This is a genomic window from Roseovarius marisflavi (assembly GCF_900142625.1).
GTDB lineage: Bacteria > Pseudomonadota > Alphaproteobacteria > Rhodobacterales > Rhodobacteraceae > Roseovarius > Roseovarius marisflavi.
Map to the genome: position 1 here is coordinate 29,025 of NZ_FRBN01000014.1, position 20,551 is coordinate 49,575.

General features: G+C 59.9%; 20 protein-coding genes. 10 read left to right on the forward strand and 10 right to left on the reverse strand.

Translation table 11 applies throughout. The features are described 5' to 3' along the window. A complete protein-coding gene (locus tag BUB78_RS12765) occupies positions 1-198 on the forward strand; it encodes a CcoQ/FixQ family Cbb3-type cytochrome c oxidase assembly chaperone (RefSeq protein ID WP_073198481.1) in 198 nt (65 codons plus the stop codon). Positions 199-203: 5 nt separating this feature from the next. Then, the gene (ccoP, locus tag BUB78_RS12770; protein ID WP_073198482.1) at positions 204-1,064 is read left to right on the forward strand and encodes a cytochrome-c oxidase, cbb3-type subunit III; all 861 of its coding nucleotides are present in this window, start codon (positions 204-206) and stop codon (positions 1,062-1,064) included. Between the two features lie 249 nt (positions 1,065-1,313). On the opposite strand, the gene BUB78_RS20730 is transcribed toward ccoP, so the two are convergent. Beyond that, on the reverse strand, positions 1,314-1,481 hold the full coding sequence (locus BUB78_RS20730; protein WP_170865073.1) for a hypothetical protein: 168 nt from the start codon (positions 1,479-1,481) through the stop codon (positions 1,314-1,316). A gap of 99 nt (positions 1,482-1,580) precedes the next feature. Between BUB78_RS20730 and BUB78_RS12775 the strand changes: the two genes are divergently transcribed. The 5 genes from BUB78_RS12775 (at position 1,581) to ccoS (ending at position 6,810) form a co-directional block, all read left to right on the forward strand. Next, the gene (locus BUB78_RS12775; protein WP_073198483.1) at positions 1,581-2,468 is read left to right on the forward strand and encodes a LysR family transcriptional regulator; all 888 of its coding nucleotides are present in this window, start codon (positions 1,581-1,583) and stop codon (positions 2,466-2,468) included. Positions 2,469-2,564: 96 nt separating this feature from the next. Further along, positions 2,565-4,001, forward strand: coding sequence for a cytochrome c oxidase accessory protein CcoG (gene ccoG / locus BUB78_RS12780; RefSeq protein WP_073198485.1), 1,437 nt, complete (start codon positions 2,565-2,567; stop codon positions 3,999-4,001). Next, positions 4,001-4,456 (forward strand): FixH family protein, encoded by a 456-nt coding sequence (locus BUB78_RS12785; protein ID WP_170865074.1) that lies wholly within the window; start codon positions 4,001-4,003, stop codon positions 4,454-4,456. The genes ccoG and BUB78_RS12785 overlap by 1 nt, the downstream gene beginning before the upstream one ends. A gap of 6 nt (positions 4,457-4,462) precedes the next feature. Next, positions 4,463-6,646 carry a heavy metal translocating P-type ATPase gene (locus BUB78_RS12790; protein WP_073198489.1) on the forward strand — a complete coding sequence of 728 codons (2,184 nt, stop codon included), beginning with the start codon at positions 4,463-4,465 and terminating at the stop codon, positions 6,644-6,646. Positions 6,647-6,651: 5 nt separating this feature from the next. Continuing rightward, positions 6,652-6,810, forward strand: a complete 159-nt coding sequence (ccoS, locus tag BUB78_RS12795) for a cbb3-type cytochrome oxidase assembly protein CcoS (protein WP_073198491.1) — start codon at positions 6,652-6,654, stop codon at positions 6,808-6,810. 143 nt (positions 6,811-6,953) lie between these two features. Here ccoS and BUB78_RS12800 read toward each other — a convergent pair whose 3' ends face one another. The 8 genes from BUB78_RS12800 to BUB78_RS12835 form a co-directional block, all read right to left on the reverse strand. Next, complete coding sequence (locus BUB78_RS12800) at positions 6,954-8,408, reverse strand: D-alanyl-D-alanine carboxypeptidase family protein (RefSeq protein WP_073198493.1); 1,455 nt, start codon at positions 8,406-8,408, stop codon at positions 6,954-6,956. Positions 8,409-8,669: 261 nt separating this feature from the next. Then, on the reverse strand, positions 8,670-9,662 hold the full coding sequence (locus tag BUB78_RS12805) for an ABC transporter substrate-binding protein (protein WP_073198495.1): 993 nt from the start codon (positions 9,660-9,662) through the stop codon (positions 8,670-8,672). A 29-nt stretch (positions 9,663-9,691) separates the two neighbouring features. Further along, the gene (locus BUB78_RS12810) at positions 9,692-10,537 is read right to left on the reverse strand and encodes an ABC transporter permease (protein ID WP_073198615.1); all 846 of its coding nucleotides are present in this window, start codon (positions 10,535-10,537) and stop codon (positions 9,692-9,694) included. After that, positions 10,537-11,412: an ABC transporter permease gene (locus BUB78_RS12815; RefSeq protein WP_073198497.1), complete on the reverse strand. Its 876-nt coding sequence runs from the start codon at positions 11,410-11,412 to the stop codon at positions 10,537-10,539. Before BUB78_RS12815 ends, BUB78_RS12810 begins: the two co-directional genes overlap by 1 nt. 198 nt (positions 11,413-11,610) lie before the next feature. After that, complete coding sequence (locus BUB78_RS12820; RefSeq protein WP_073198500.1) at positions 11,611-12,396, reverse strand: ABC transporter ATP-binding protein; 786 nt, start codon at positions 12,394-12,396, stop codon at positions 11,611-11,613. A 93-nt stretch (positions 12,397-12,489) separates the two neighbouring features. After that, entirely contained in the window at positions 12,490-13,953 is a 1,464-nt protein-coding gene (hydA, locus tag BUB78_RS12825; protein ID WP_073198502.1) for a dihydropyrimidinase, read from the reverse strand. Further along, the gene (locus BUB78_RS12830; protein ID WP_084732865.1) at positions 13,950-14,333 is read right to left on the reverse strand and encodes a helix-turn-helix domain-containing protein; all 384 of its coding nucleotides are present in this window, start codon (positions 14,331-14,333) and stop codon (positions 13,950-13,952) included. Before BUB78_RS12830 ends, hydA begins: the two co-directional genes overlap by 4 nt. Next, entirely contained in the window at positions 14,267-15,517 is a 1,251-nt protein-coding gene (locus tag BUB78_RS12835; RefSeq protein ID WP_073198506.1) for a Zn-dependent hydrolase, read from the reverse strand. The genes BUB78_RS12830 and BUB78_RS12835 overlap by 67 nt, the downstream gene beginning before the upstream one ends. Before the next feature lie 135 nt (positions 15,518-15,652). Between BUB78_RS12835 and BUB78_RS12840 the strand changes: the two genes are divergently transcribed. The 3 genes from BUB78_RS12840 (at position 15,653) to BUB78_RS12850 (ending at position 19,208) form a co-directional block, all read left to right on the forward strand. Beyond that, positions 15,653-16,300: a TetR/AcrR family transcriptional regulator gene (locus tag BUB78_RS12840; protein ID WP_073198508.1), complete on the forward strand. Its 648-nt coding sequence runs from the start codon at positions 15,653-15,655 to the stop codon at positions 16,298-16,300. Between the two features lie 38 nt (positions 16,301-16,338). Further along, on the forward strand, positions 16,339-16,956 hold the full coding sequence (locus BUB78_RS12845; RefSeq protein WP_073198510.1) for a TetR family transcriptional regulator C-terminal domain-containing protein: 618 nt from the start codon (positions 16,339-16,341) through the stop codon (positions 16,954-16,956). Between the two features lie 290 nt (positions 16,957-17,246). Continuing rightward, positions 17,247-19,208 carry a tetratricopeptide repeat protein gene (locus BUB78_RS12850; protein ID WP_073198512.1) on the forward strand — a complete coding sequence of 654 codons (1,962 nt, stop codon included), beginning with the start codon at positions 17,247-17,249 and terminating at the stop codon, positions 19,206-19,208. Positions 19,209-19,235: 27 nt separating this feature from the next. Here BUB78_RS12850 and preA read toward each other — a convergent pair whose 3' ends face one another. Continuing rightward, positions 19,236-20,540, reverse strand: coding sequence for an NAD-dependent dihydropyrimidine dehydrogenase subunit PreA (gene preA, locus BUB78_RS12855; RefSeq protein WP_073198522.1), 1,305 nt, complete (start codon positions 20,538-20,540; stop codon positions 19,236-19,238). Positions 20,541-20,551: the final 11 nt, after the last annotated feature.

Below are 20,551 nucleotides of genomic sequence, written 5' to 3' on the forward strand. Positions count from 1 at the left end.
ATGGAAACCTATTCCCTGCTGCGTGAGTTTGCCGATAGCTGGATGTTACTGCTGTTGTTCGCGTTCTTTGTTGGCGTGGTGGTCTGGGTGTTTCGCCCGGGCTCGACCAAGGCCTATGACGATCCGGCTGGCATTCCCTTTCGGCATGATGACAAACCCGCGGCCGCGCGCCGCGAGGCTGGCGCCAAGGAGGCGTGAGAGACATGGCAAAAAAACCCAACAAGAAACCCGAGGTCGAAACCACTGGCCATCAATGGGATGGTATCGAGGAATATAACAACCCGCTGCCGCGCTGGTGGCTGTGGACGTTCTATGCCTGTATCGTCTGGGGGCTTTGGTATGTGATCGCCTATCCGGCCTGGCCGATGATCGAAGGCGCCACGGCCGGCTACAAGGGCTGGTCGACGCGGGCCAATGTAGCGGTCGAACTGGCCGAGGCCGAGGCTGCCAATGCCGAGATCAACGCCAAGCTGGCCTCGGTCGAACTCGCCTCGGTTGCCGATACGCCCGAATTGCAGGCCTATGCCACATCGGCGGGCGCGGCGGTCTTCAAAACATGGTGCGCCCAGTGCCACGGGTCCGGCGCGGCGGGGGCCAAAGGCTATCCCAACCTCTTGGACAACGACTGGCTTTGGGGTGGAAAAATCGACGATATCCACACCACGATTGCCCATGGTATCCGCAACGAAGTCGACGATGATGCGCGGTATTCGGAAATGCCCGCCTTTGGCGAGATTCTGGAAACCCCGCAGATTGATCAGGTCGCCAACTACGTGATGTCGCTGTCCGGCACGCCGCAGGACGCAAGTCTTGTGGCCGACGGTGAGGCGGTATTCATGGACAATTGTGCCGCTTGTCACGGCGAGCAGGCGCAGGGCGATATCTTTCAGGGCGCTCCGAACCTCGCCGATGCTATCTGGCTCTATGGGGGTGACTTTGCAACGATCAAGGAAACCGTCACCAATAGCCGCTATGGCGTGATGCCGCCGTGGAACACGCGCCTCTCCGAGGCCGAAGTGCGCGCGGTTGCGGTCTACGTCCACCAGTTGGGCGGCGGCGAGTAAGTCCGCAAAAGAATACCCCGGGCGACCTGTTTGCGCAGGTGGCCCGGGGTGGGCATCGGTCTTTCCGTCCTGTTCGCGCGTTTCCTGGAACGGCCGGTGCCATTCAACCGCCAAAAGATCAGGTGCTGTCAATCCTCGGGCCCCAATGCGGGGCCTTTTTTGTGCGCTCTGCGCGAGGCCGCCTGTAAGGGCGGATGAGCGGTCCACCGCCCACCGCGCCATGGCCAGTGGCTGGCCCCTGCGCGCCGCTCAGTCACGACGGCGGGCATGAAGATGCGCCTCGATCTCTGCGCCCGAGCGGGCATCAAAGCGTTCCGCGGGCGGCCAATGTGCGCGCCCCGCATGGTGGTGGCGCGCCTCGCTGTGATTGCCAAGGCGGGTGGCATTCCTGAAAGTATTTGCGAAGATATTGAACATTTCCTTGTCCTTCCTGATCTTGCTTCTATGTGTCTAATATGGACAAATCGACCATTTCACGCGAGTCTGGAAAAATTCGGATATGTAAGGTGGACTAACATGAATGACTGGCTTTCCCTGCCGCCTCTGACGTCGTTGCGCGCTTTTTCGGCCCTGGCCGAGACCGGTGCGACGGTGGCGGCGGGCGCGCGCCTCAACGTTAGCCACGCGGCGATAAGCCAGCAGGTCAAACAGCTTGAAACCCACCTTGGCGTCGCCCTTGTCGACCGCTCGGGGCGCCAGCTTGTGCTGACCACCGAAGGGCAGCAGTTGGCCGATGCGCTTCATCTTGGGTTCGGCACGATTGGGCGCGCCATCGAGGCCTTGACCGGCGCGGATGCGGATCGCCCCTTGCAGGTTTCGACAACGCCGGGCTTTGCCGCGCAATGGCTGATGCCCTGCCTGAGCGCGTTTCGACAGGCACACCCACAGATCGACATCATGATCGACCCCACGCCTAACATGGTCACGCTTGACCCGGGCGGCATTGATGTCGCCCTGCGTTATGGCACCGGTGATTGGCCGGGGCTTGAGGCCGAATTGCTGTTTCGCTCCTCGCTGGTGGCGGTTGGCGCCCCAAGCCTTGTCGAAGGGATGCAAATCACCTGTCCCGCCGACCTTGTGCACCTGCCGTGGCTTCAGGAATTCGGCACCAATGAATCAAGCGACTGGCTGCGTCGGCGCGGGGTAAGCGAGGCGCGCGCGGCGGGGCTTGTTCAGGTGCCGGGCAATCTTTTGCTGGACGGGTTGCGCAATGGTCAGGGCGTGGCCGTGACGGTGCGCGAATGGGTGAAACAGGATATCGCCGCAGGGCGCTTGGTGCTTTTGTTCGAGGAGCCGGACGATGCCGGATATTATATCGTGACCCGACCTGGGGTCATGCGCGCCTCGGCCAAAGCCTTTGCAACATGGTTGAAAAAACAGGCGAAACTGATGCAGAGTTGTTAATAGGTCAGTTCTAGATTCAGAATTTGACACAGGTCAATGTTACCACGAGTCTGTCCTGCGAAAAGACGGGCGAAACCCTTATAACGGAGTGAGTCCGTGGCCGATTCCCAGCCCGATGCCCCCCAGCCCCTCTATGCGGCCCACGAGCCCATTTTCCCGCGCAAGGTTTATGGCAAGTTCCGCAATCTGAAGTGGGCGATCATGATCGTCACGCTTGGCATTTACTATGTCACGCCCTGGATTCGCTGGGATCGCGGGCCAAGCCTGCCGGATCAGGCGGTGCTGATTGATCTTGCAAGTCGGCGGTTCTTTTTCTTCTGGATCGAAATCTGGCCGCACGAGTTTTACTTTATTGCGGGCCTTCTGGTGATGGCGGGCTTGGGCCTGTTCCTGTTTACATCTGCACTTGGTCGGGTGTGGTGTGGCTACGCCTGTCCGCAAACCGTCTGGACCGATCTTTTCATTCTGGTCGAACGCTGGATCGAGGGAGATCGCAACGCGCGCCTGCGCCTGCATCGCCAAAAGAAATGGGATTTCCGCAAGGTTCGCCTCAGGCTGACCAAATGGACAAGCTGGCTTTTGATCGGTCTCGCCACAGGCGGGGCCTGGGTGTTTTATTTTACCGATGCACCGACGCTTTTGCGCGATCTTGTTACGCTCAACGCCCATCCTGTTGCCTATACGACCATCGCCATTCTGACCGGCACGACGTTCTTCTTCGGCGGGTTCGCCCGCGAACAGATTTGCATTTATGCCTGTCCCTGGCCGCGTATTCAGGCCGCGATGCTTGACGAGGACAGCCTTGTCGTGGGCTATCGCGACTGGCGCGGCGAGCCACGCAAACATTCGCAAGAGGTCGAGGATGGCGCGCCGCAGGGCGATTGTATTGATTGCATGGCCTGCGTGAATGTCTGCCCGGTGGGCATTGATATCCGCGACGGGCAACAGCTAGAGTGCATCACCTGCGCGCTTTGCATTGATGCCTGTGACGACATCATGGCCAAGATCGGCAAGCCGCGCGGTTTGATTGATTACATGGCGCTGACCGATGAGGAGAACGAACGCGCCGGCAAGCCGCCCAAGCCGATCCTCAAGCATATCCTGCGCCCGCGCACGATCATGTACACGGCGCTTTGGGCGCTTGTGGGCTTTGGTCTGGTCTTTGCGCTGTTTATCCGTGCGGATGTCGACATGACGGTGGCCCCGGTGCGCAACCCGACCTACGTGACTTTGTCAGACGGCTCGATCCGCAACACCTATGAGGTGCGCCTGCGCAACAAACACGGTGAAGACCGGCGCTTTAACCTGACGGTCAGCGGCGACCCGGCCATGCGCCTGTCGCTTGAGGGCACGCCCTATTCGTCGGTCACGGTGCCTGCGGATTCGATGCGCCTGCAACGGGTCTATCTTGTGGCCGCGCCCGACGCCAATGCCGCCAAGGTCGAACGCAGCGAGGTGCGCCTGTGGATCGAGGATACTCTGAACGGAGATCGCGCCTATAAGGACACCGTGTTTAACGGAAGGGATAACTGATGGCTGAACGCAAGATAACCGGGCGGCACGTCTTCTTTGGTTTTGCCGCCGCATTCGGGGTGATCATCGGGGTCAATCTGGTGCTGGCCTATTCGGCCGTCACCACCTTTCCGGGGCTTGAGGTCAAGAACTCCTATGTCGCAAGCCAGGAGTTCAACATTCGCAAGGCCGCTCAAGAGGGGCTTGGCTGGCATATCGAGGCGGATCATGCCGATGGCACGCTGCTGCTGCATATCACCGATGATGTCGGCAAGCCGGTCGAGGTCGCGAGCCTTGAGGCCACGGTTGGCCGCGCGACGCATGTGTTTGACGATCAAACCCCCGATTTCCGCTTTGACGGTCAGGCCTATGTCGCGCCTGTCGCCCTTGGCGATGGCAACTGGAATATCCGGATGAAAGCCACGTCTGCGGATGGCACGCTCTTTCAACAGCGCGTCATTTTGCACAAGGAGTAGCCCGCAATGACGGCTGGCGTGCGCCCCTCGATCTCGGCCTGTCCGGCCTGTGCCGCCGCCCCGGCGGCCGAAGATCTTGCCGAGCGGGCACTCAAGCCGTCGCAGATTGCCCTGTCCTTGCCGACTATCCATTGCTCGGCCTGCATTTCCAAGATCGAACGTGGACTGAACGCGCATCCCGGGGTGCGCTCTGCGCGGGTGAACCTGACGCTTAAGCGCGCCAGCATTGATGCGGCGCCAGAGGTCAGCGCCGAAGAGATGCGCAGCTTGGTCGAGGGACTTGGCTTTGAGGCGCACGAGCTTGATGGCGCATCGCTTGGGGCCACGTCGACCGACCGCGCCGGGCGTGATCTTTTGATGCGGCTGGCGGTGGCGGGCTTTGCCAGCATGAATGTGATGCTGCTCTCGGTCTCGGTCTGGTTCGGAGCGACGGACGCCACGCGCGACATGTTCCACTGGATTTCGGCGGCGATCACCCTTCCGGCGATTGCCTTTTCCGGGCAACCGTTTTTCCGCAATGCCCGGGCCGCGCTGTCCAAGGGGCGGCTCAATATGGATGTGCCGATCACGCTGGCCATCGTGCTGGCGATTTTCACATCGCTCTGGGAAACGGTTTTGTCGGGCGAGCATGCCTATTTTGATGCGGCGCTTGCTCTGACCTTCTTTCTTTTGGCGGGGCGTTATCTTGATCATCGCACCCGCGCGATTGCCCGCTCTGCCGCCGAAGAGTTGACGGCGCTTGAGGTGCCGCGTGCCACGCGTCTGCGCGAGGGGGTCGAGGCACAGGTGAACATTGCCGAGCTGCGGGTTGGCGATCTTATTCTGGTGCGTCCCGGCGGGCGCATGCCGGTTGATGGCGAGATCGTGCAGGGCACCTCGGAACTTGACCGCTCTTTGCTGACCGGCGAAACCCTTCCGGTTTTCGCAGGCGAGGGGCAGGCGGTGTCTGCGGGCGAAGTCAACCTGACCGGGCCGCTGACCATTCGGGCGACGGCGGTGGGGGCGGATACATCGCTTCACCGGATGGCCGGTCTTGTGGCGATCGCTGAATCGGGGCGCTCGCGCTATACCTCCTTGGCAGACAAGGCGGCCAAGCTTTATGCACCGGGGGTGCATATCCTGTCGGCGCTCAGCTTTGCGGGCTGGTATCTCTACACGTGGGACATGCGCACGGCGCTTAACATTGCCGCCGCCGTTCTGATCATCACCTGCCCCTGTGCGCTTGGGCTGGCGGTGCCGGCGGTGACCACGGCGGCCTCGGGGCGGTTGTTCAGGCGCGGCATGCTGATCAAGCACGAAACCGCGCTGGAGCGTTTGGCGCAGGTTGACACGGTGGTGTTTGACAAGACCGGCACGCTGACAACCGGCACGCCGCAGCTGACCAATCTGGCGGCGCTGCCGCGCGCGGCGGTGGAATGCGCGCTTGCGCTTGCGCAGGGCTCGTCGCACCCGCTGGCGCGGGCAATCACCAATGCGGCGCGTGACGCCGGGTTCGCCGCCTCTGACCTGGTGGAGGTGACCGAGGTCCCGGGATATGGCACCCGCGCGCGCCTGAACGGGCAAGAAGTGCGCCTTGGTCGCGCAAGCTGGACCGGGGCAACGCCTCTGGCCGAAACCGCGAGTTTCCTCAAAATCGGGGATCAGGCGCCGGTGGCCCTTGTTTTTGCTGACAACCTGCGCCCCGGTGCCGCCGAGGCGGTCGAGGCGCTCAAATCGAGCGGCAAGACCGTGATCCTGATGTCGGGCGATACCACCCCGGCGGTCGAGGCCCTGGCCACGCGTCTTGGCATTCCGCAATGGATGGCCGAGGCCCTGCCGGCCGATAAATGCGCCCGCATCCAGGCTCTGAGCGGTGAGGGCGCGCATGTGCTGATGGTCGGGGACGGGCTTAACGATACGGCGGCTCTGGCGGCGGCGCATGTGTCTATCTCGCCTGCCACCGCGCTTGATGCGGCGCGGGTGGCCAGTGACATCGTGCTTTTGGGCAATGACCTTACGCCGATTGCGGCGGCTTGCGAGACGGCACAATCGGCCACGCGACGTATCCGCGAAAACTTTCGGATCGCCACGATTTACAACGTGATCGCGGTGCCCCTGGCCGTGGCTGGCCTTGCCACGCCGCTGATCGCCGCGCTTGCCATGTCGCTCAGCTCGATCACGGTTTCGCTCAACGCCCTGAGGCTGAGGTAAGGCCGATGAACATCCTGACCTATCTCATTCCGATTTCTCTGGTGCTGGGCGCGGTGGGGCTTATCGCGTTCATCTATACGGTGAAATCGAACCAGTACGACGACCCCGAAGGCGACAGCCGCCGTATCCTTTCGGATGAATGGGATGATCACCCCAAGCCGTGAAAACGTCGGCTTGTCACGTTTTTTAAAGTGCGCGGCGCCACCGGACTGGCATAAAAGCTCAGCCCCCGTTTCTTCTTGCCATAAATATCCCGGGGGAGTCGCCATTGGCGACGGGGGCAGCGCCCCCCAATCCAATCCTCGCCTCAGCTTGGCCCGATCATGAAGCAGGTGATCTTTTTCGCCTGCAACCGGCGACAGGCCAGATCGGCGCTTTCGCGGGTCAGCCCCATGAAATTCGCATCAAACCCGGTGGGGCGTTTGACGACCTTGCGCAGAGATCCGTCAAGCGTGCTCATTTCATTAAGGGCCGTCTGCAACAGAACCTGACGCGCCTTGTACTGGCTTGGATAGCGGCCCACGTTGATCCCCCAATGACGCCCGCCAGATGTGGAAACGCGCATCACCACCTCTTGGATCGGATCGCCAGAGGGTGCGCTTGCCAGGACGATATTCTTGGGGCGCGGTTCGGGGCGAATATTCGGGGTGACCGTGGGGGCGGCGGCAATGCTTCCTGCGGGGATCACCTCGGCCTCGGCAACCTGCTGCGCGACCAGGAGTGCGCGTTCGATATCTTCCTTGACGGCCAAGAGTACCGGCGCCTCGGGGGCCCGGCGGGCCCTTGGGCGCAGGCTCTTGCGCACGGCGGCGGCACCGGCAAGGCGTATGGTCTTGGCGGCCAGCGCCGGACGGTCCTGGCCTTCGGCGATCATCACCGGGCCGGTTCCGATCTTGCCCATATAGGGCGGGCGCGCGGGGCGGTTTACGGCCACCCGGCTTGGCGCTTTGCGAAAGCCGAGATCCAGAAGTTCGGCAACCTTGGCATTGCGCGAGGCAGTGGATTGACCGCCAAAGACGGTTGCAATGATCCGTTCGCCACCGCGCTCGGCACTGGCCACAAGGTTAAAGCCCGCCGCGCGGGTATAGCCGGTTTTGATGCCATCGGCGCCGCGATAGTTTTCAAGCATGCGGCGGTTGGTATGGCGGACCGAACGCACGCCGGCATCGGCGGTGATACGCGAGAACAGATTGTAATATTGCGGATAGTCGTAAAACAGGCTGCGCCCCAGAAGGGTCATGTCATGGGCGGTCGACAAATGCCCGCTTTCGGTAAGGCCATGAGCATTCTTGAAGGTGGTTCGGGTCATACCAAGCGCCTTGGCGGTCCGGTTCATCCGGCGCGCAAACTGCGCCTCTGATCCCTCGATCGCCTCGCCAAGGGCGGTGGCGGCATCATTGGCCGATTTGACCGCCGCCGCACGCACAAGGTAGCGAAGCGCGATGGTCTGACCGGCGCGCAGGCCAAGTTTGCTGGGCGGCTCGCTTGCGGCATGGGCAGAAATGCGGACCTTGTCGTCAAGGCTGATTTCGCCGTTTTGAACAGCCTCAAACACCACGTAAAGCGTCATCATCTTGGTGAGCGAGGCGGGGTGAAGCCGGGCATCGGCATTGCGTGAATGAAGCACCTTGCCGCTGCGCGCATCCATCACCATTGCCGCATAGGGCGCCGCAACGGCGCTTAGCGGTACGACGACCAGCATCCAAATGGTTGCCAACACCAACAGACCCCAACGGACCGGCTGTTTGCCCCGTGCTTTCATAGAACTGCTCTTTTTCTGCCTCGCGCCGCCGATTATTCGACTGGCATTTATTTATGTGTTGAGGGTAGCACAGCTCTCTTTTCTTTTAAAGTCTTCATTTATAATAGGTTTTTCGAAACTTTGCGGGGGTCTTCTGCAAGATGTTGTGGTTAACGCGAACTGATCCCCAAGATGATCGCAGCGCATGTCATTGCGCTCGGGAAGATCGGAAAAGGCCCGGATCGCAAAACCCGGGCCAATTCCTCTGGTTTTTCGCCTGTCTTATTTCAGCGCGGCGTCGGAAATGACATGCGTCCAGGCCTTGTCGCCGGGGTGTGTGCTGATCACTGGATCAGAGCCGCCGGACAAAAGCGATTGCACCGTGCGCTCGAAATCCGCCGGATCAAGCGCGCCGTTGCTGCCCGAGGTCAGCTTGGCCACCTCGCCCATCATGCGAATCTGATGGCTCTCGGTCTGTGCGCCGGTGGCATCGTTATCAAGGACGATCATCGCCGCCTCTTCGGGGTTTTCCTCGGCCCATTTCCAGCCCTTCATCGAGGCCCGCACAAAGCGCGTAAGCTTGTCGACCTCCGCAGGGTCGCTGAGCTTGTCTTCATGCACGTAGAGCCCGTCTTCCAATGTGGCCACGCCCTGATCCTCGTATTTGAAGGTGATAAGCTGATCGGCGCTGATGCCGGCATCAATCACCTGCCAGTATTCATTATAGGTCATGGTCGAAATGCAATCGGCCTGCTTTTGGAGCAACGGATCAACGTTGAATCCTTGCTTGAGAACGGTCACGCCATCCGCGCCGCCCGTGGTCGGAATGCCAAGCTGGCTCATCCAGGACAGGAACGGGAATTCATTGCCAAAGAACCAGACCCCAAGGGTGCGCCCCGGAAAATCCGTCGGCCCGGTCACGCCGGTTTCCTTGAGACAGGTCAGCATCATGCCCGAGGATTTGAAGGGCTGGGCGATATTGACCAGCGGCAGGCCCTTTTCACGCGCCGACAGGGCAGCGGGCATCCATTCCACCGTCACATCGGCACCGCCGCCGGCAATCACCTGTGTCGGCGCGATATCCGGGCCGCCCGGCTTGATCGTGACATTCAGGTCTTCGTCATCGTAAAAGCCCTTGTCCTGCGCCACGTAATAGCCCGCGAACTGGGCCTGCGTGACCCACTTGAGCTGTAGCGTCAGGTCATCCGCCGCCTGCGCAATGCCCGCAATGCTGGTCAGTGCCGCAAGGCCAAGGCCTGTCAAAAACGTCTTCATAGGTCGTCTCCCTTTTTCAAGTGTCGGCCTTATGTCCGGCCTCTTTGTGACGGGTGCCAAAAGGTCACCGCCTTTTCGATAAGCGCCATGGCGCCGTAAAACCCCGAGCCGACAATCGCCGCGACGACGATTTCCGCCCACACCAGATCAAGCGCAAGCTGGCCCACCGAGGTGGAGATGCGAAAGCCCATGCCTTTGATGGGCGAGCCAAAGAACTCTGCCACGATCGCACCGATCAAGGCCAGCGTGGTTGCGATCTTGAGGCCGTTAAAGATGAACGGCATTGCCGCCGGCAGGCGCAGCTTGAACAGGGTTTTCCAATAGCCCGCCGCATAGGTGCGCATCAGGTCGCGCTGCATGGCGTCGGTGTCCTGAAGGCCCTGTACGGTGTTCACCAGCATCGGAAAAAACACCATGACCACCACGACGGCGGCCTTGGATTGCCAGTCAAAGCCGAACCACATTACCAGGATCGGCGCCATGCCGATGATCGGCAAGGCGGCGACGAAATTGCCAACCGGCAACAACCCGCGTTGCAGGAACGGAAAGCGGTCAATCGCAACCGCGATCAGGAACGCCGCGCCACAGCCGATGATATATCCCGATAGCGCGCCCTTAAGGGCGGTCTGCACGAAATCCTGCCACAGAATATCGGTGGATTTGGCAAAGGTCGCCGCAATCGCTGTGGGCGGCGGAAGAAGGATCGGCGAGATATCAAGCCCGCGCACAAGGCTTTCCCAGATCGTGATCAGCGTCAGGCCAAAGATCACCGGCACCAGCAAGGAGGTGAGGCGTGTTTTCGGGCGATGCGACAGGCGGGAATTGATCCACCAGCCCGCCGCCCAGACAACGGCTCCGAACGCAAGCCAGCCCATCATGACATCCCCATACGCTTGAGGGTGATACGCTGAATAAGGCCGATGATCCCCACCAGACCTGCGGCCAGCGTGGCGGCCATGATCAACGCACTCCATATCTGGATGGTCTGGCCATAATAGCTCCCTGCCAGAAGGCGCGCGCCAAGCCCGGCCACGGCGCCGGTGGGCAATTCGCCGACAATGGCGCCCACAAGGCTCGCGGCCATGCCGATCTTGAGCGAGGTAAAGAGATAGGGCATCGACGAGGGCAGGCGCAGCCGCCAGAATGTCTGGGCCGCACTCGCATTCCAGGTGCGCATCTGATCAAGCTGCATGGCGCCCGGACTGCGCAGCCCCTTGACCATGCCAACAACCACCGGAAAGAACGACAGATACATCGAGATCATTGCCTTGGGCAAAAGCCCCGAAATGCCGACCGCATTCAGCACCACGATGATCATCGGCGCAATCGCCAGAATGGGAATGGTCTGGCTGGCAATGACCCAGGGCATCACGCTCATGTCCATGGTGCGATTATAGACAATCCCGATTGCAAGCGCGACGCCAAGTGCTGTGCCCAACACGAAGCCAAGCGCCGTTGCGCTAAAGGTGACCCAGCTGTGATAAAACAATGAGCGCTTTGAAAACCCGCGCCCCGCCAGCACCATCGCGCCGGTTGTCTTCCAGATTTCAGCCGCCACCTGATGCGGCGCGGGAAGCTTTGGCTTGTCCTGTGACCAGGTTTCGGCGACCAGCGCGCCAAACCCAAGTTCTTGCCCCGCGCGCGCCGCCTGATCCCGCGCCCAAGGTGCATTAAGCGCAACCGCCGCCCCGTACCAGAGCACGAACAGCGTGGCGACCACCGTCAAAATGGGCGCAAGATTTCTCATCATGTCGCCCCTGCTTTCATCTTTCCAAAAATACTCAAGGGGCCCACCGTGCCGCTTGCGCGGAATTTGAGTATTTTTAGAAAGATGAAAGTATTTGGTGTTTCACTCTTTGTGCGGAACAGGCTGGAGAGCCGATGGCCGTGAAAGGTGAAAGTCCCTCTCCCCGTCATACGGGAGGGGGCGCTTGCCGACTGTGTTGGATTATACCGCATCGCCATGCCCCGCTCTCAGACCTTCGCGCACACGATGGGCGACCTCGAGGAATTCAGGCGTGTCGCGGATGTCCAGCGGGCGATCGCGCGGCAGCGGGCTTTCGATGACATCCGTGATCCGGCCCGGGCGCGGTGACATGACCACAATCCTTGTGCTCAGATAGACCGCTTCGGGGATCGAGTGGGTGACAAAGCAGATGGTCTTGCTGGTCCGCTTCCAGAGGTGCAAAAGCTGTTCGTTCAAATGGTCGCGAACGATTTCATCAAGTGCGCCAAAGGGTTCGTCCATCAACAGAAGATCGGCGTCAAACGCCAGGGCGCGGGCGATGCTGGCGCGTTGCTGCATGCCGCCCGAAAGCTGCCATGGGAATTTCTGCTCGAACCCGGAAAGTTCGACCAGTTCCAGCACGGCCTTCACGCGGGCAACCTGATCGGATTTGGCATAGCCCATGATCTCAAGCGGCAGGCGGATATTGCCGCCGATCGTGCGCCAGGGATAAAGCCCCGCCGCCTGAAACACATAGCCGTAGGCGCGCGCCTTGCGGGCGTCTTCGGGGCTGACGCCATTCACGGTGATCTGACCTGCGGTTGGATGTTCGAGATCGGCCATAACCCGCAGAAACGTCGTCTTGCCACAGCCCGAGGGGCCGATAAAGCTAACGAAATCGCCTTTTTCGACGTTCAAGTTGACGTCTTTCAGCGCATGCACCGGCCCGTCATTGGTTTGAAACGTCAGCGACAGGTCCGTTGCGCTGATCACCGTCTTGTTGGTCAAACTTCATCCCCCGCTTGCCCGACTCTATTGCGCCGTGCTGGCCTGTCTTTGTCAAGGCGCGACCCCTGCCAGTCAGGCTGAGGTCGCTGTTTCTCAGATACCTGCCGGAATATTCAGCGGATCGCGCTGGATCATTTTGGGCGCGGTCAGGGCCTTCCATTTGCTGAGCGCCTGATGCGCCGACGGGAACGCCGGGCGGGGCACGAACCGTCCGCGACCGGGTTGCGGTTGCGAGTTTTGACCCCAGGCCCAGATCACCTCGCCGCGGCTTAGCGTATACCGGCTTTGCGCCCTGACCTCGAAGCCCTCGAACACGTTGTAATCGAGGATGGAGTGGTGGTTCGAGGCGCTAATCGTTTTGGTAATTTTCGGGTCCCAGACCACGATATCGGCATCGGCCCCTTCGACGATCGCACCCTTTTTCGGGTATATATTCAATATCTTGGCCACATTCGTGCTGGTCGCCGCGACAAATTCATTCGGCGTCAGGCGGCCGGTTTCAACGCCTTGGGTCCAGAGCATGGCAAGCCGTTCCTCGACACCGTTTGACCCATTGGGAATGATCCGGAAATCATCGCGCCCGGCGCGTTTCTGCGCGGTGGAAAAGGCGGCGTGATCGGTTGCGACGACCTGCAAAGACCCCGATTGAAGCCCGGCCCAAAGGCTATCCTGATGGTCCTTGGAACGGAACGGAGGCGACATCACGCGGCGTGCGGCGTGATCCCAATCCTTGTTGAAATATTCGGATTCGTCCAGCGTCAGGAACTGGATCAGCGGCTCGCCGTAGACCCGCATCCCCTTTTGTCGCGCGCGCCGGATCGCCTCATGCGCCTGCTCGCAACTGACATGCACGATGTACAAAGGCACGCCCGCGGCATCGGCGATGCAGATCGCGCGATTGGCGGCCTCGCCCTCAAATTCCGGCGGGCGAGAATATGCGTGGCCTTCTGGCCCGGTGATGCCCTGGTCAAAGTATTTCTGCTGCATCTCAGCGACCAGATCACCGTTTTCGGCATGTACCATCGGCAACGCGCCAAGTTCGGCACAGCGCTTGAAGCTGGCGAACATCTCGTCATCCTCGATCATCAAGGCGCCCTTATAGGCCATGAAATGCTTGAACGAATTCACGCCCATCTTGACCGCATCTTCCATCTCGGAAAACACGTTCTCATTCCAGCCGGTGATCGCCATGTGATAGCCGATATCGCTGCATATCTGCGGCGCGGATTTCCTGTGCCATTCGTTGATCGCGTTCTTGATGCTGCCATCGGCACCGGGCAGGCAGAAATCTACCAGCATCGTGGTGCCCCCGCAAGCCGCGGCCCAGGTGCCGGTCTCAAATGTTTCGGCGGCGGTGGTGCCCATAAAGGGCATTTCCAGATGCGTATGCGGATCAATCCCGCCGGGGATGACATAGGCTCCCTCGGCGTCGATATACTCGTCGCCCTTGAGATCCTCGCCGATCTGCTTGATCGTTTCGCCTTCGATCAGAACATCGGCCTTCCACGTGCGATCCGCCGTACAGACGGTGCCGTTCTTGATGACTTTGGTGGTCATTTTATGATCCTCCTGAGTTGAGATATGCCAGCAAGAGCGTGAGAGTGTCGCAATACAGACGCCTTATCTTGTCCATCCAATGATGAGTATGCTTCCAAAAGTTCAACTTCATCATTGGGGAAGTTCGTGCCAGCAAAAATTTCGTTGAGTTTAATTCCTGATGCGTCAGCGATTTTATTAAGGGCGCTTACACTGCCTGGCTTCTTTCCTGTTTCGATTTCCGAAAGATATGCCCCAGAAAGTCCAGTGCGCTCAGCCATTTGCGTAAGTGTTAGACCTGCACGCTTGCGGGCAGATCGGATGCGCTCGCCGTTCACTCCACGATCTCCGCCGTCTCGACCACCGCATGCATCAAAACATCCGTCCCGGCAGCCGCCCATTCCCGCGAAATCTCTTCGGCCTCGTTGTGCGACAATCCATCGACACAGGGACACATCACCATAGCCGTCGGCGCCACCCGGTTGATCCAGCAGGCGTCGTGCCCCGCGCCCGAAATCAAGTCGCGGTGCGAATAACCAAGACGCTCGGCGGCGTTGCGCACGGCCGCAACGCACCCCTCGTCAAAGGTCACCGGATCGAACCCGCCGACCTTTTCAAAGGCGATGCTAAGGCCCATTTGGCCGCAGATATCCGACGCCCCCATGCGCAGCATTTTCTCCATCTCCTCGATCACCGCCTTGTCGGGCGAGCGGAAATCGACCGTAAACACCGCCTTGCCGGGGATCACGTTGCGCGAATTGGGAAAGATGTCGATATGCCCCGCCGCGCCCACCGCATCGGGGGCATGGCTTAGGGCGATCTGTTCGACAAGTTCCAGAACCCGCGCCATGCCCAGCCCTGCGTTCTTGCGCATCGGCATCGGGGTTGATCCGGTATGGCTGGCATTGCCCTCGATCGTGACCTGGGTCCAGCTTAGCCCCTGACCATGGGTGACCACGCCGATATCCTTGCCTTCGGCCTCAAGAATCGGGCCCTGCTCGATATGCAGTTCAAAGAACGCATGCATCTTGCGCGCGCCGACGGATTCGTCTCCGCGCCAGCCGATCCGGTCAAGCTCGTCGCCAAAGCGTTTGCCATCGGCATCGGTGCGGCCCTCGGCCCACTCCTGGGTGTGGACCCCGGCAAAAACACCGGACGACAGCATCGCCGGGGCAAAGCGCGTGCCTTCTTCGTTGGTCCAGTTGGTCACGACGATGGGGTGTTTTGTCCTGATCCCGAGGTCATTCATCGTGCGGATAATTTCAAGGCCGCCAAGCACCCCCAGAACGCCGTCATATTTGCCGCCTGTGGGTTGGGTGTCGAGGTGGGAACCGACATAGACGGGGAGTGCGTCCTGGTCGGTTCCCTCTCGGCGGGCAAACATATTGCCCATGCTGTCCAGCCCCATGGCAAGGCCCGCATCCTCGCACCAGGACTGGAGTAGCTTGCGCCCTTCGCCGTCTTCATCGGTCAGCGTCTGGCGGTTGTTGCCGCCTGCCACACCGGGGCCGATCCTGGCCATCTCCATAAGGCTGTCCCAAAGGCGGTCTGGGTTGATCTTGAGGTTCTCGCCGGGGGCTGCCATTTGAAATCTCCTGGGTGTCGGGTCATGCGGGCCAATGGGCGGCCTCTTGCAATCGGGCTTTTCCTGACCGTATGGTCAAGAAAAGAGCATCATAGGTTGACCAACTGGTCAAGAAATTTCTGAAAGCGATGTGCGATGACCGCTTCTTACCGCCCGCTCAGCCGCAAGGATATCCGCCGCGAGAACGAAAAGCTTATTCTCGAAGCGGCCGAAAAAGTCTTTGCCGAGGCCGGGTTTGGCGGGGCGACGATGCAATTGATCGCCGATATGGCGGGGCTGCCCAAGGCCAACCTGCATTATTACTTTCCCACCAAGGAATCGCTCTACCGTCAGGTGGTGCAGGCGATTTTTCTCGATTGGCTCAAGGCGGCGGATATCTTTGACGCCGCCCCCGGTCCGGTTGAGGGTTTAGGGGCATATATTGACGCCAAGATGGAAATCAGCCGCCGCCACCCGGCGGGCTCAAAGGTTTGGGCGTCCGAGGTGATGCACCGCGCGCCGGTCATTCAGGACTATCTTGAAACCACTCTGATGGAGTGGACCGAGGGGCGCATGGATGTCATCCGTCGCTGGATCGCCGAGGGTAAGATGGATCCGGTCGATCCGCGCCACCTTTTGTACATGCTTTGGGCCACGACCCAGCATTATGCCGATTTCGGTCATCAGATAGAGACTTTGAACGGGGGCCGCCCCATGTCCGACGCGCAATGGGTGGCGGCCAAGGAGTCGGTCAAGAGCATTATCCTAAAGGGGATCGGCGCGCGGCCTTCCCCCGACGGTTGAAATGGCCCATGTTAAGCAGGACCCTGCCGGAGTAACCGATGAACAATCCCAGCCCGATCCGAAAACCAAGCCGCATCCAAAAGCGCAATCGCAAGCTTATTCTCGATGCCGCGCTGGAGGTGTTTTCGGCCCATGGATATCGCGGCGCGACGCTTGATCTGATTGCGGCCGAGGCGGGGCTGAGCAAGCCCAACATCCTGTATTATTTCACTGGCAAGGAAGAGATCCATATCACGCTTTTGAACGGGCTGATGGATACCTGGCTGGCACCGATGCGCGAGATTGACCCTGCGGGCGACCCGCTGGAGGAAATCCTGCGCTATGTGCATCGAAAGCTTGAAATGAGCCGAGAGTTCCCCCGCGAAAGCCGCCTGTTTGCCAACGAGATCATTCAGGGCGCGCCGCGCATCGGGTCGCATCTAAAGGCGGGACTGAAGCCGCTGGTGGATGAAACCGCCGCCCTGTTCGAAGGCTGGATGGCGGCGGGTAAGCTGGCGCAAATGGATGCGCGGCACCTGATATTCTCGATCTGGGCTACAACGCAGCATTATGCCGATTTCGATGCGCAGGTGCAGGTGCTTATGCAGGACCAGCCGGTGCACGAAGGTGCGGATGCCTTTCTTGATACGCTCTATCGCAGGCTGTTGACAATCTGAAGCTGAAGTCGCCTTGGCTCGGTTCAGTCTAGGCTGGCAAAACGCCCAAAAAGAACCTCTGACGCATAGAAAGGTTGCCGCGTTCTGTTTACTTTGATGTCAGGGTCATGATTTGAATTCGTCAACTGCGCCATTAGCAAAGTAAAGCGGTCAAATCTCGCGGGCTTTTAAAAAACGCGCATCTAAAGCGACAAAGAACCCGCGTTAATCAGGGCGCAGGCAATGGAATACTATGCTTGGTCCGGCTTGCATATGCGCATGGCCGAGAAACCAGCACTCGGGAGGTCAGAATGAGCAAGGCGCGCATCAGGTTTTGGGTTTTTGTCGGCCTGTTGTCTGTTTTGGGGCATGCGGGTTGGGCCAATCCGGTCTCCGAGGCCGCGATCGAGTTCCTGAAAGGCGAAGGTATCCACGTCTCGTCGGGGGCGGCGGCCGGGTATGTCCCAGACACGGTTTGCGCCGAATGCCATGCGGACAAGGCTGAAAGTTTTGCCGACATGGGCATGGCCCGCAGTCTGTACCGGCCCGCCAAAGACAATACCATCGAAGATTTCGATGCGGTGCCCTATTACCACGAACCCAGTCAACGCCACTACGAAATGGAATGGCGCGACGGTGAAATGTGGTTTCAACGCTATAGCAATACCGCCGACGGCCACAAGATTGACGAGTTCGCCGTCAAGGTCGACTGGATCATGGGCTCGGGCAACCATGTGCGGGTTTATCTCTACCAGACACCGGACGGCGCAATGTTTCAATTGCCTTTGGCTTGGTACACGCAAACGAAAAAATGGGCGATGGCGCCAGGATACGAGAGTGCAAACCATGAGGGCATTTTGCGCGACATTCACCAGCGATGCATCGGCTGCCACAACGCATTCGGGGAATATAGCGAGAAGTCGGGTCTGAAAGGGCATATTGGCCTCTATCCCCACGACCTGCCGGAAGGTATCGGATGCCAACGCTGCCACGGGCCGGGCGCGGAGCATGTATATCGCGCCTATAGCGGCGAAGGTGAGGTGGAAGAACTGCGCTCCGCGATCGTGCAGCCGGGCAAGCTCCCGCGTGAGCGTCTCTATAGCATTTGCTATGGCTGCCATATGCAATCGAATGTGGCGGTGAATGCGCAGCTCCGCCTGGGACGTGACCATTTCTCGTTCCGTCCAGGCGAGGATCTAAAGGACTTCATCGCTCAGATTGACATCAAGGAAGCGGATCAGTCCAAGGGAGACCGTTTCGAGATCAATCACCACCCCTACAGGCTTGAGCAAAGCACCTGTTTCACCCAGAGCAAGGGTGAGCTGGGCTGTTTGAGTTGTCACGACCCGCATGTGAAAATCAAACCTGAGCAGCGGGTCGAACATTACCGCAACGCGTGCCTGAGCTGCCATGAGCTCGACGATGATGGCCTGCCCGCGATCGAAAAAACCGAGGCGACGCACCCGGAGATCGCAGCGACGGACGATTGCACCACTTGCCATATGCCCGAACGGCGCACCGAAGATGTTGTCGAAGTCTGGATGACCGACCACCGGATCGTGCGCCACATCGAGCCTGAGGAAGAGCGCATGCGTGAGATCAAAAGTGTCGATCCGGTGGTCGAGAACGTTTTCCTTCAGCATCCCAATTCGGGTGTACCGAAGGCCGAGGCATCGATGCTGAAACTCATGGCGATCCTCGACTATTCGAAAAACAAAATGGATTTCGCGGTGAGGGATCTGGAAAAGCTGTTGGGTCAGGCACAGACACCGCATTTCGAGCCATGGCTGACCTTGATCGAGGCCTACATCGCAAACAAGCAGTATGGCAAAGCCCGACAGATCGCTGGGGCCACCCTTAAGCGGGCGCCGGACAATCCCAAGGTCATCAACGCGGTTGCCGTGTCGCTTTATGCAACCGGAGACAAGGCGCAGGCCATTGATATTCTGACAAAAACCGCCAATCAGATGCCAGAACTGGTTTTTATCCGTCTTACGCTGGCCAAGCTTCTGGCCGCTGAGGGCAAGCTTGACGGGGCGTTGCAATATGCCGAGAGTGTTGTCAAACAGCGCCCGAACCAATGGCAGGCCTGGGCTCTGATTGCCAATCTGGCAAAGGCTATGGGGGATGACACCCGTGCGCTAGAGGCCTATCTGAAAACCCTTGAAATCAGGCCCGAGTCACCCGCCATTCGTAAAAAGACAGTTTCCCTGCTAGAGGCCGCAGGGCGCCAGGACGAAGCGGCGCGCCACCAGACCCGGCTCAAGCAATAAGGCGAACTCAACGAGGTTTGCGCCGGATTATTCAGCCGCGCAGCTCCCGGGGTTGTTGGGGTGTGTGGTCCAGTTGGCATAGTCTTCCTGCACCACCTTGCCGGTGCGCGGATCAACCGCGCCTGTCGGCATGCGCTCCATCGTGATGCAGCCCTCGATCGGGCAGACATTGACGCAGAGATTGCAGGCCACGCACTCGTCATCCTTGACTTCGAACACGCGATCTTCGGACATCGAAATCGCTTGATGCGAGGTGTCCTCGCAGGCCGCATAACACCGCCCGCATTTTATACAGTCCTGTTGGTTGATCTTGGCCTTGGCCACGTAGTTGAGGTTCAGATCCTGCCAGTTCACCACATTCGGCACGGCCCGCCCAATAAGTTGCTCGGTCGAGGTAAACCCCTTTTCGTCCATATATTGCGACAGCCCCGAAATCATTTCCTGCACCACCTTGAAGCCATAGGTCATGGCCGCCGTGCAGACCTGTACGTTGCCCGCCCCAAGGGCCATGAATTCGGCCGCGTCGCGCCAGGTGGTCACCCCGCCGATGCCACTGATCGGCAGGCCCGCCGTCGCCGGATCGCGGGCAATCTCGGCCACCATGTTCAGAGCAATCGGTTTCACCGCCGGTCCGCAATAGCCGCCATGTGCGCCTTGACCGTCGATCGTCGGTTCCGGCGCAAACAGGTCCAGATCGACCGAGGTGATCGAGTTGATGGTGTTGATCAAAGACACCGCATCGGCGCCGCCTTCCTTGGCGGCCTGAGCAGGTTTGCGGATGTCAGTGATGTTCGGCGTCAGCTTGACGATCACCGGAAGGTCACTGTGTTTCTTGCACCAATGAGCCACCTGGCCGACGTATTCGGGCACCTGACCCACGGCGCTACCCATGCCGCGTTCGCTCATCCCGTGCGGGCAGCCGAAATTAAGCTCGACCCCGTCACATCCCGTGTCTTCGACCCGGTGCAGGATGTCTTTCCACGCGTCCTCATTCACTGGCACCATCAGCGACGCAATGAGGGCGCGGTCGGGCCAGTCGCGCTTGACCCGCTTCATTTCCTCAAGGTTCACTTCAAGCGGGCGGTCGGTGATCAGCTCAATATTGTTCAAGCCCAACAGCCGTCGATCCGCGCCCCAGATCGCGCCATAGCGCGGGCCGTTGACGTTGACCACCGGCGGCCCCGCCTCGCCAAGGGTTTTCCAGACAACACCGCCCCAGCCGGCCTCGAAGGCGCGGCGGACGTTGTATTCCTTGTCCGTCGGCGGCGCCGAGGCGAGCCAGAACGGGTTGGGGGATTTGATGCCGATAAAGGTGGTTTCGAGATTGGCCATTGGGCTGGCTC

Bases quoted from the DNA above. Each gene is read 5' to 3' on its own strand.
- ccoS (WP_073198491.1), top strand. From the start codon at position 6,652: ATGAACATCCTGACCTATCTCATTCCGATTTCTCTGGTGCTGGGCGCG.
- BUB78_RS20730 (WP_170865073.1), bottom strand. From the start codon at position 1,481: ATGTTCAATATCTTCGCAAATACTTTCAGGAATGCCACCCGCCTTGGC.
- BUB78_RS12830 (WP_084732865.1), bottom strand. From the start codon at position 14,333: ATGGGCGGCTGCCGGGACGGATGTTTTGATGCATGCGGTGGTCGAGAC.
- BUB78_RS12840 (WP_073198508.1), top strand. From the start codon at position 15,653: ATGACCGCTTCTTACCGCCCGCTCAGCCGCAAGGATATCCGCCGCGAG.
- BUB78_RS12785 (WP_170865074.1), top strand. From the start codon at position 4,001: ATGGCTGAACGCAAGATAACCGGGCGGCACGTCTTCTTTGGTTTTGCC.
- BUB78_RS12815 (WP_073198497.1), bottom strand. From the start codon at position 11,412: ATGATGAGAAATCTTGCGCCCATTTTGACGGTGGTCGCCACGCTGTTC.
- preA (WP_073198522.1), bottom strand. From the start codon at position 20,540: ATGGCCAATCTCGAAACCACCTTTATCGGCATCAAATCCCCCAACCCG.
- BUB78_RS12775 (WP_073198483.1), top strand. From the start codon at position 1,581: ATGAATGACTGGCTTTCCCTGCCGCCTCTGACGTCGTTGCGCGCTTTT.
- BUB78_RS12850 (WP_073198512.1), top strand. From the start codon at position 17,247: ATGAGCAAGGCGCGCATCAGGTTTTGGGTTTTTGTCGGCCTGTTGTCT.
- ccoP (WP_073198482.1), top strand. From the start codon at position 204: ATGGCAAAAAAACCCAACAAGAAACCCGAGGTCGAAACCACTGGCCAT.
- BUB78_RS12845 (WP_073198510.1), top strand. From the start codon at position 16,339: ATGAACAATCCCAGCCCGATCCGAAAACCAAGCCGCATCCAAAAGCGC.
- BUB78_RS12790 (WP_073198489.1), top strand. From the start codon at position 4,463: ATGACGGCTGGCGTGCGCCCCTCGATCTCGGCCTGTCCGGCCTGTGCC.
- BUB78_RS12810 (WP_073198615.1), bottom strand. From the start codon at position 10,537: ATGGGCTGGCTTGCGTTCGGAGCCGTTGTCTGGGCGGCGGGCTGGTGG.
- BUB78_RS12800 (WP_073198493.1), bottom strand. From the start codon at position 8,408: ATGAAAGCACGGGGCAAACAGCCGGTCCGTTGGGGTCTGTTGGTGTTG.
- BUB78_RS12835 (WP_073198506.1), bottom strand. From the start codon at position 15,517: ATGGCAGCCCCCGGCGAGAACCTCAAGATCAACCCAGACCGCCTTTGG.
- BUB78_RS12805 (WP_073198495.1), bottom strand. From the start codon at position 9,662: ATGAAGACGTTTTTGACAGGCCTTGGCCTTGCGGCACTGACCAGCATT.
- BUB78_RS12765 (WP_073198481.1), top strand. From the start codon at position 1: ATGGAAACCTATTCCCTGCTGCGTGAGTTTGCCGATAGCTGGATGTTA.
- hydA (WP_073198502.1), bottom strand. From the start codon at position 13,953: ATGACCACCAAAGTCATCAAGAACGGCACCGTCTGTACGGCGGATCGC.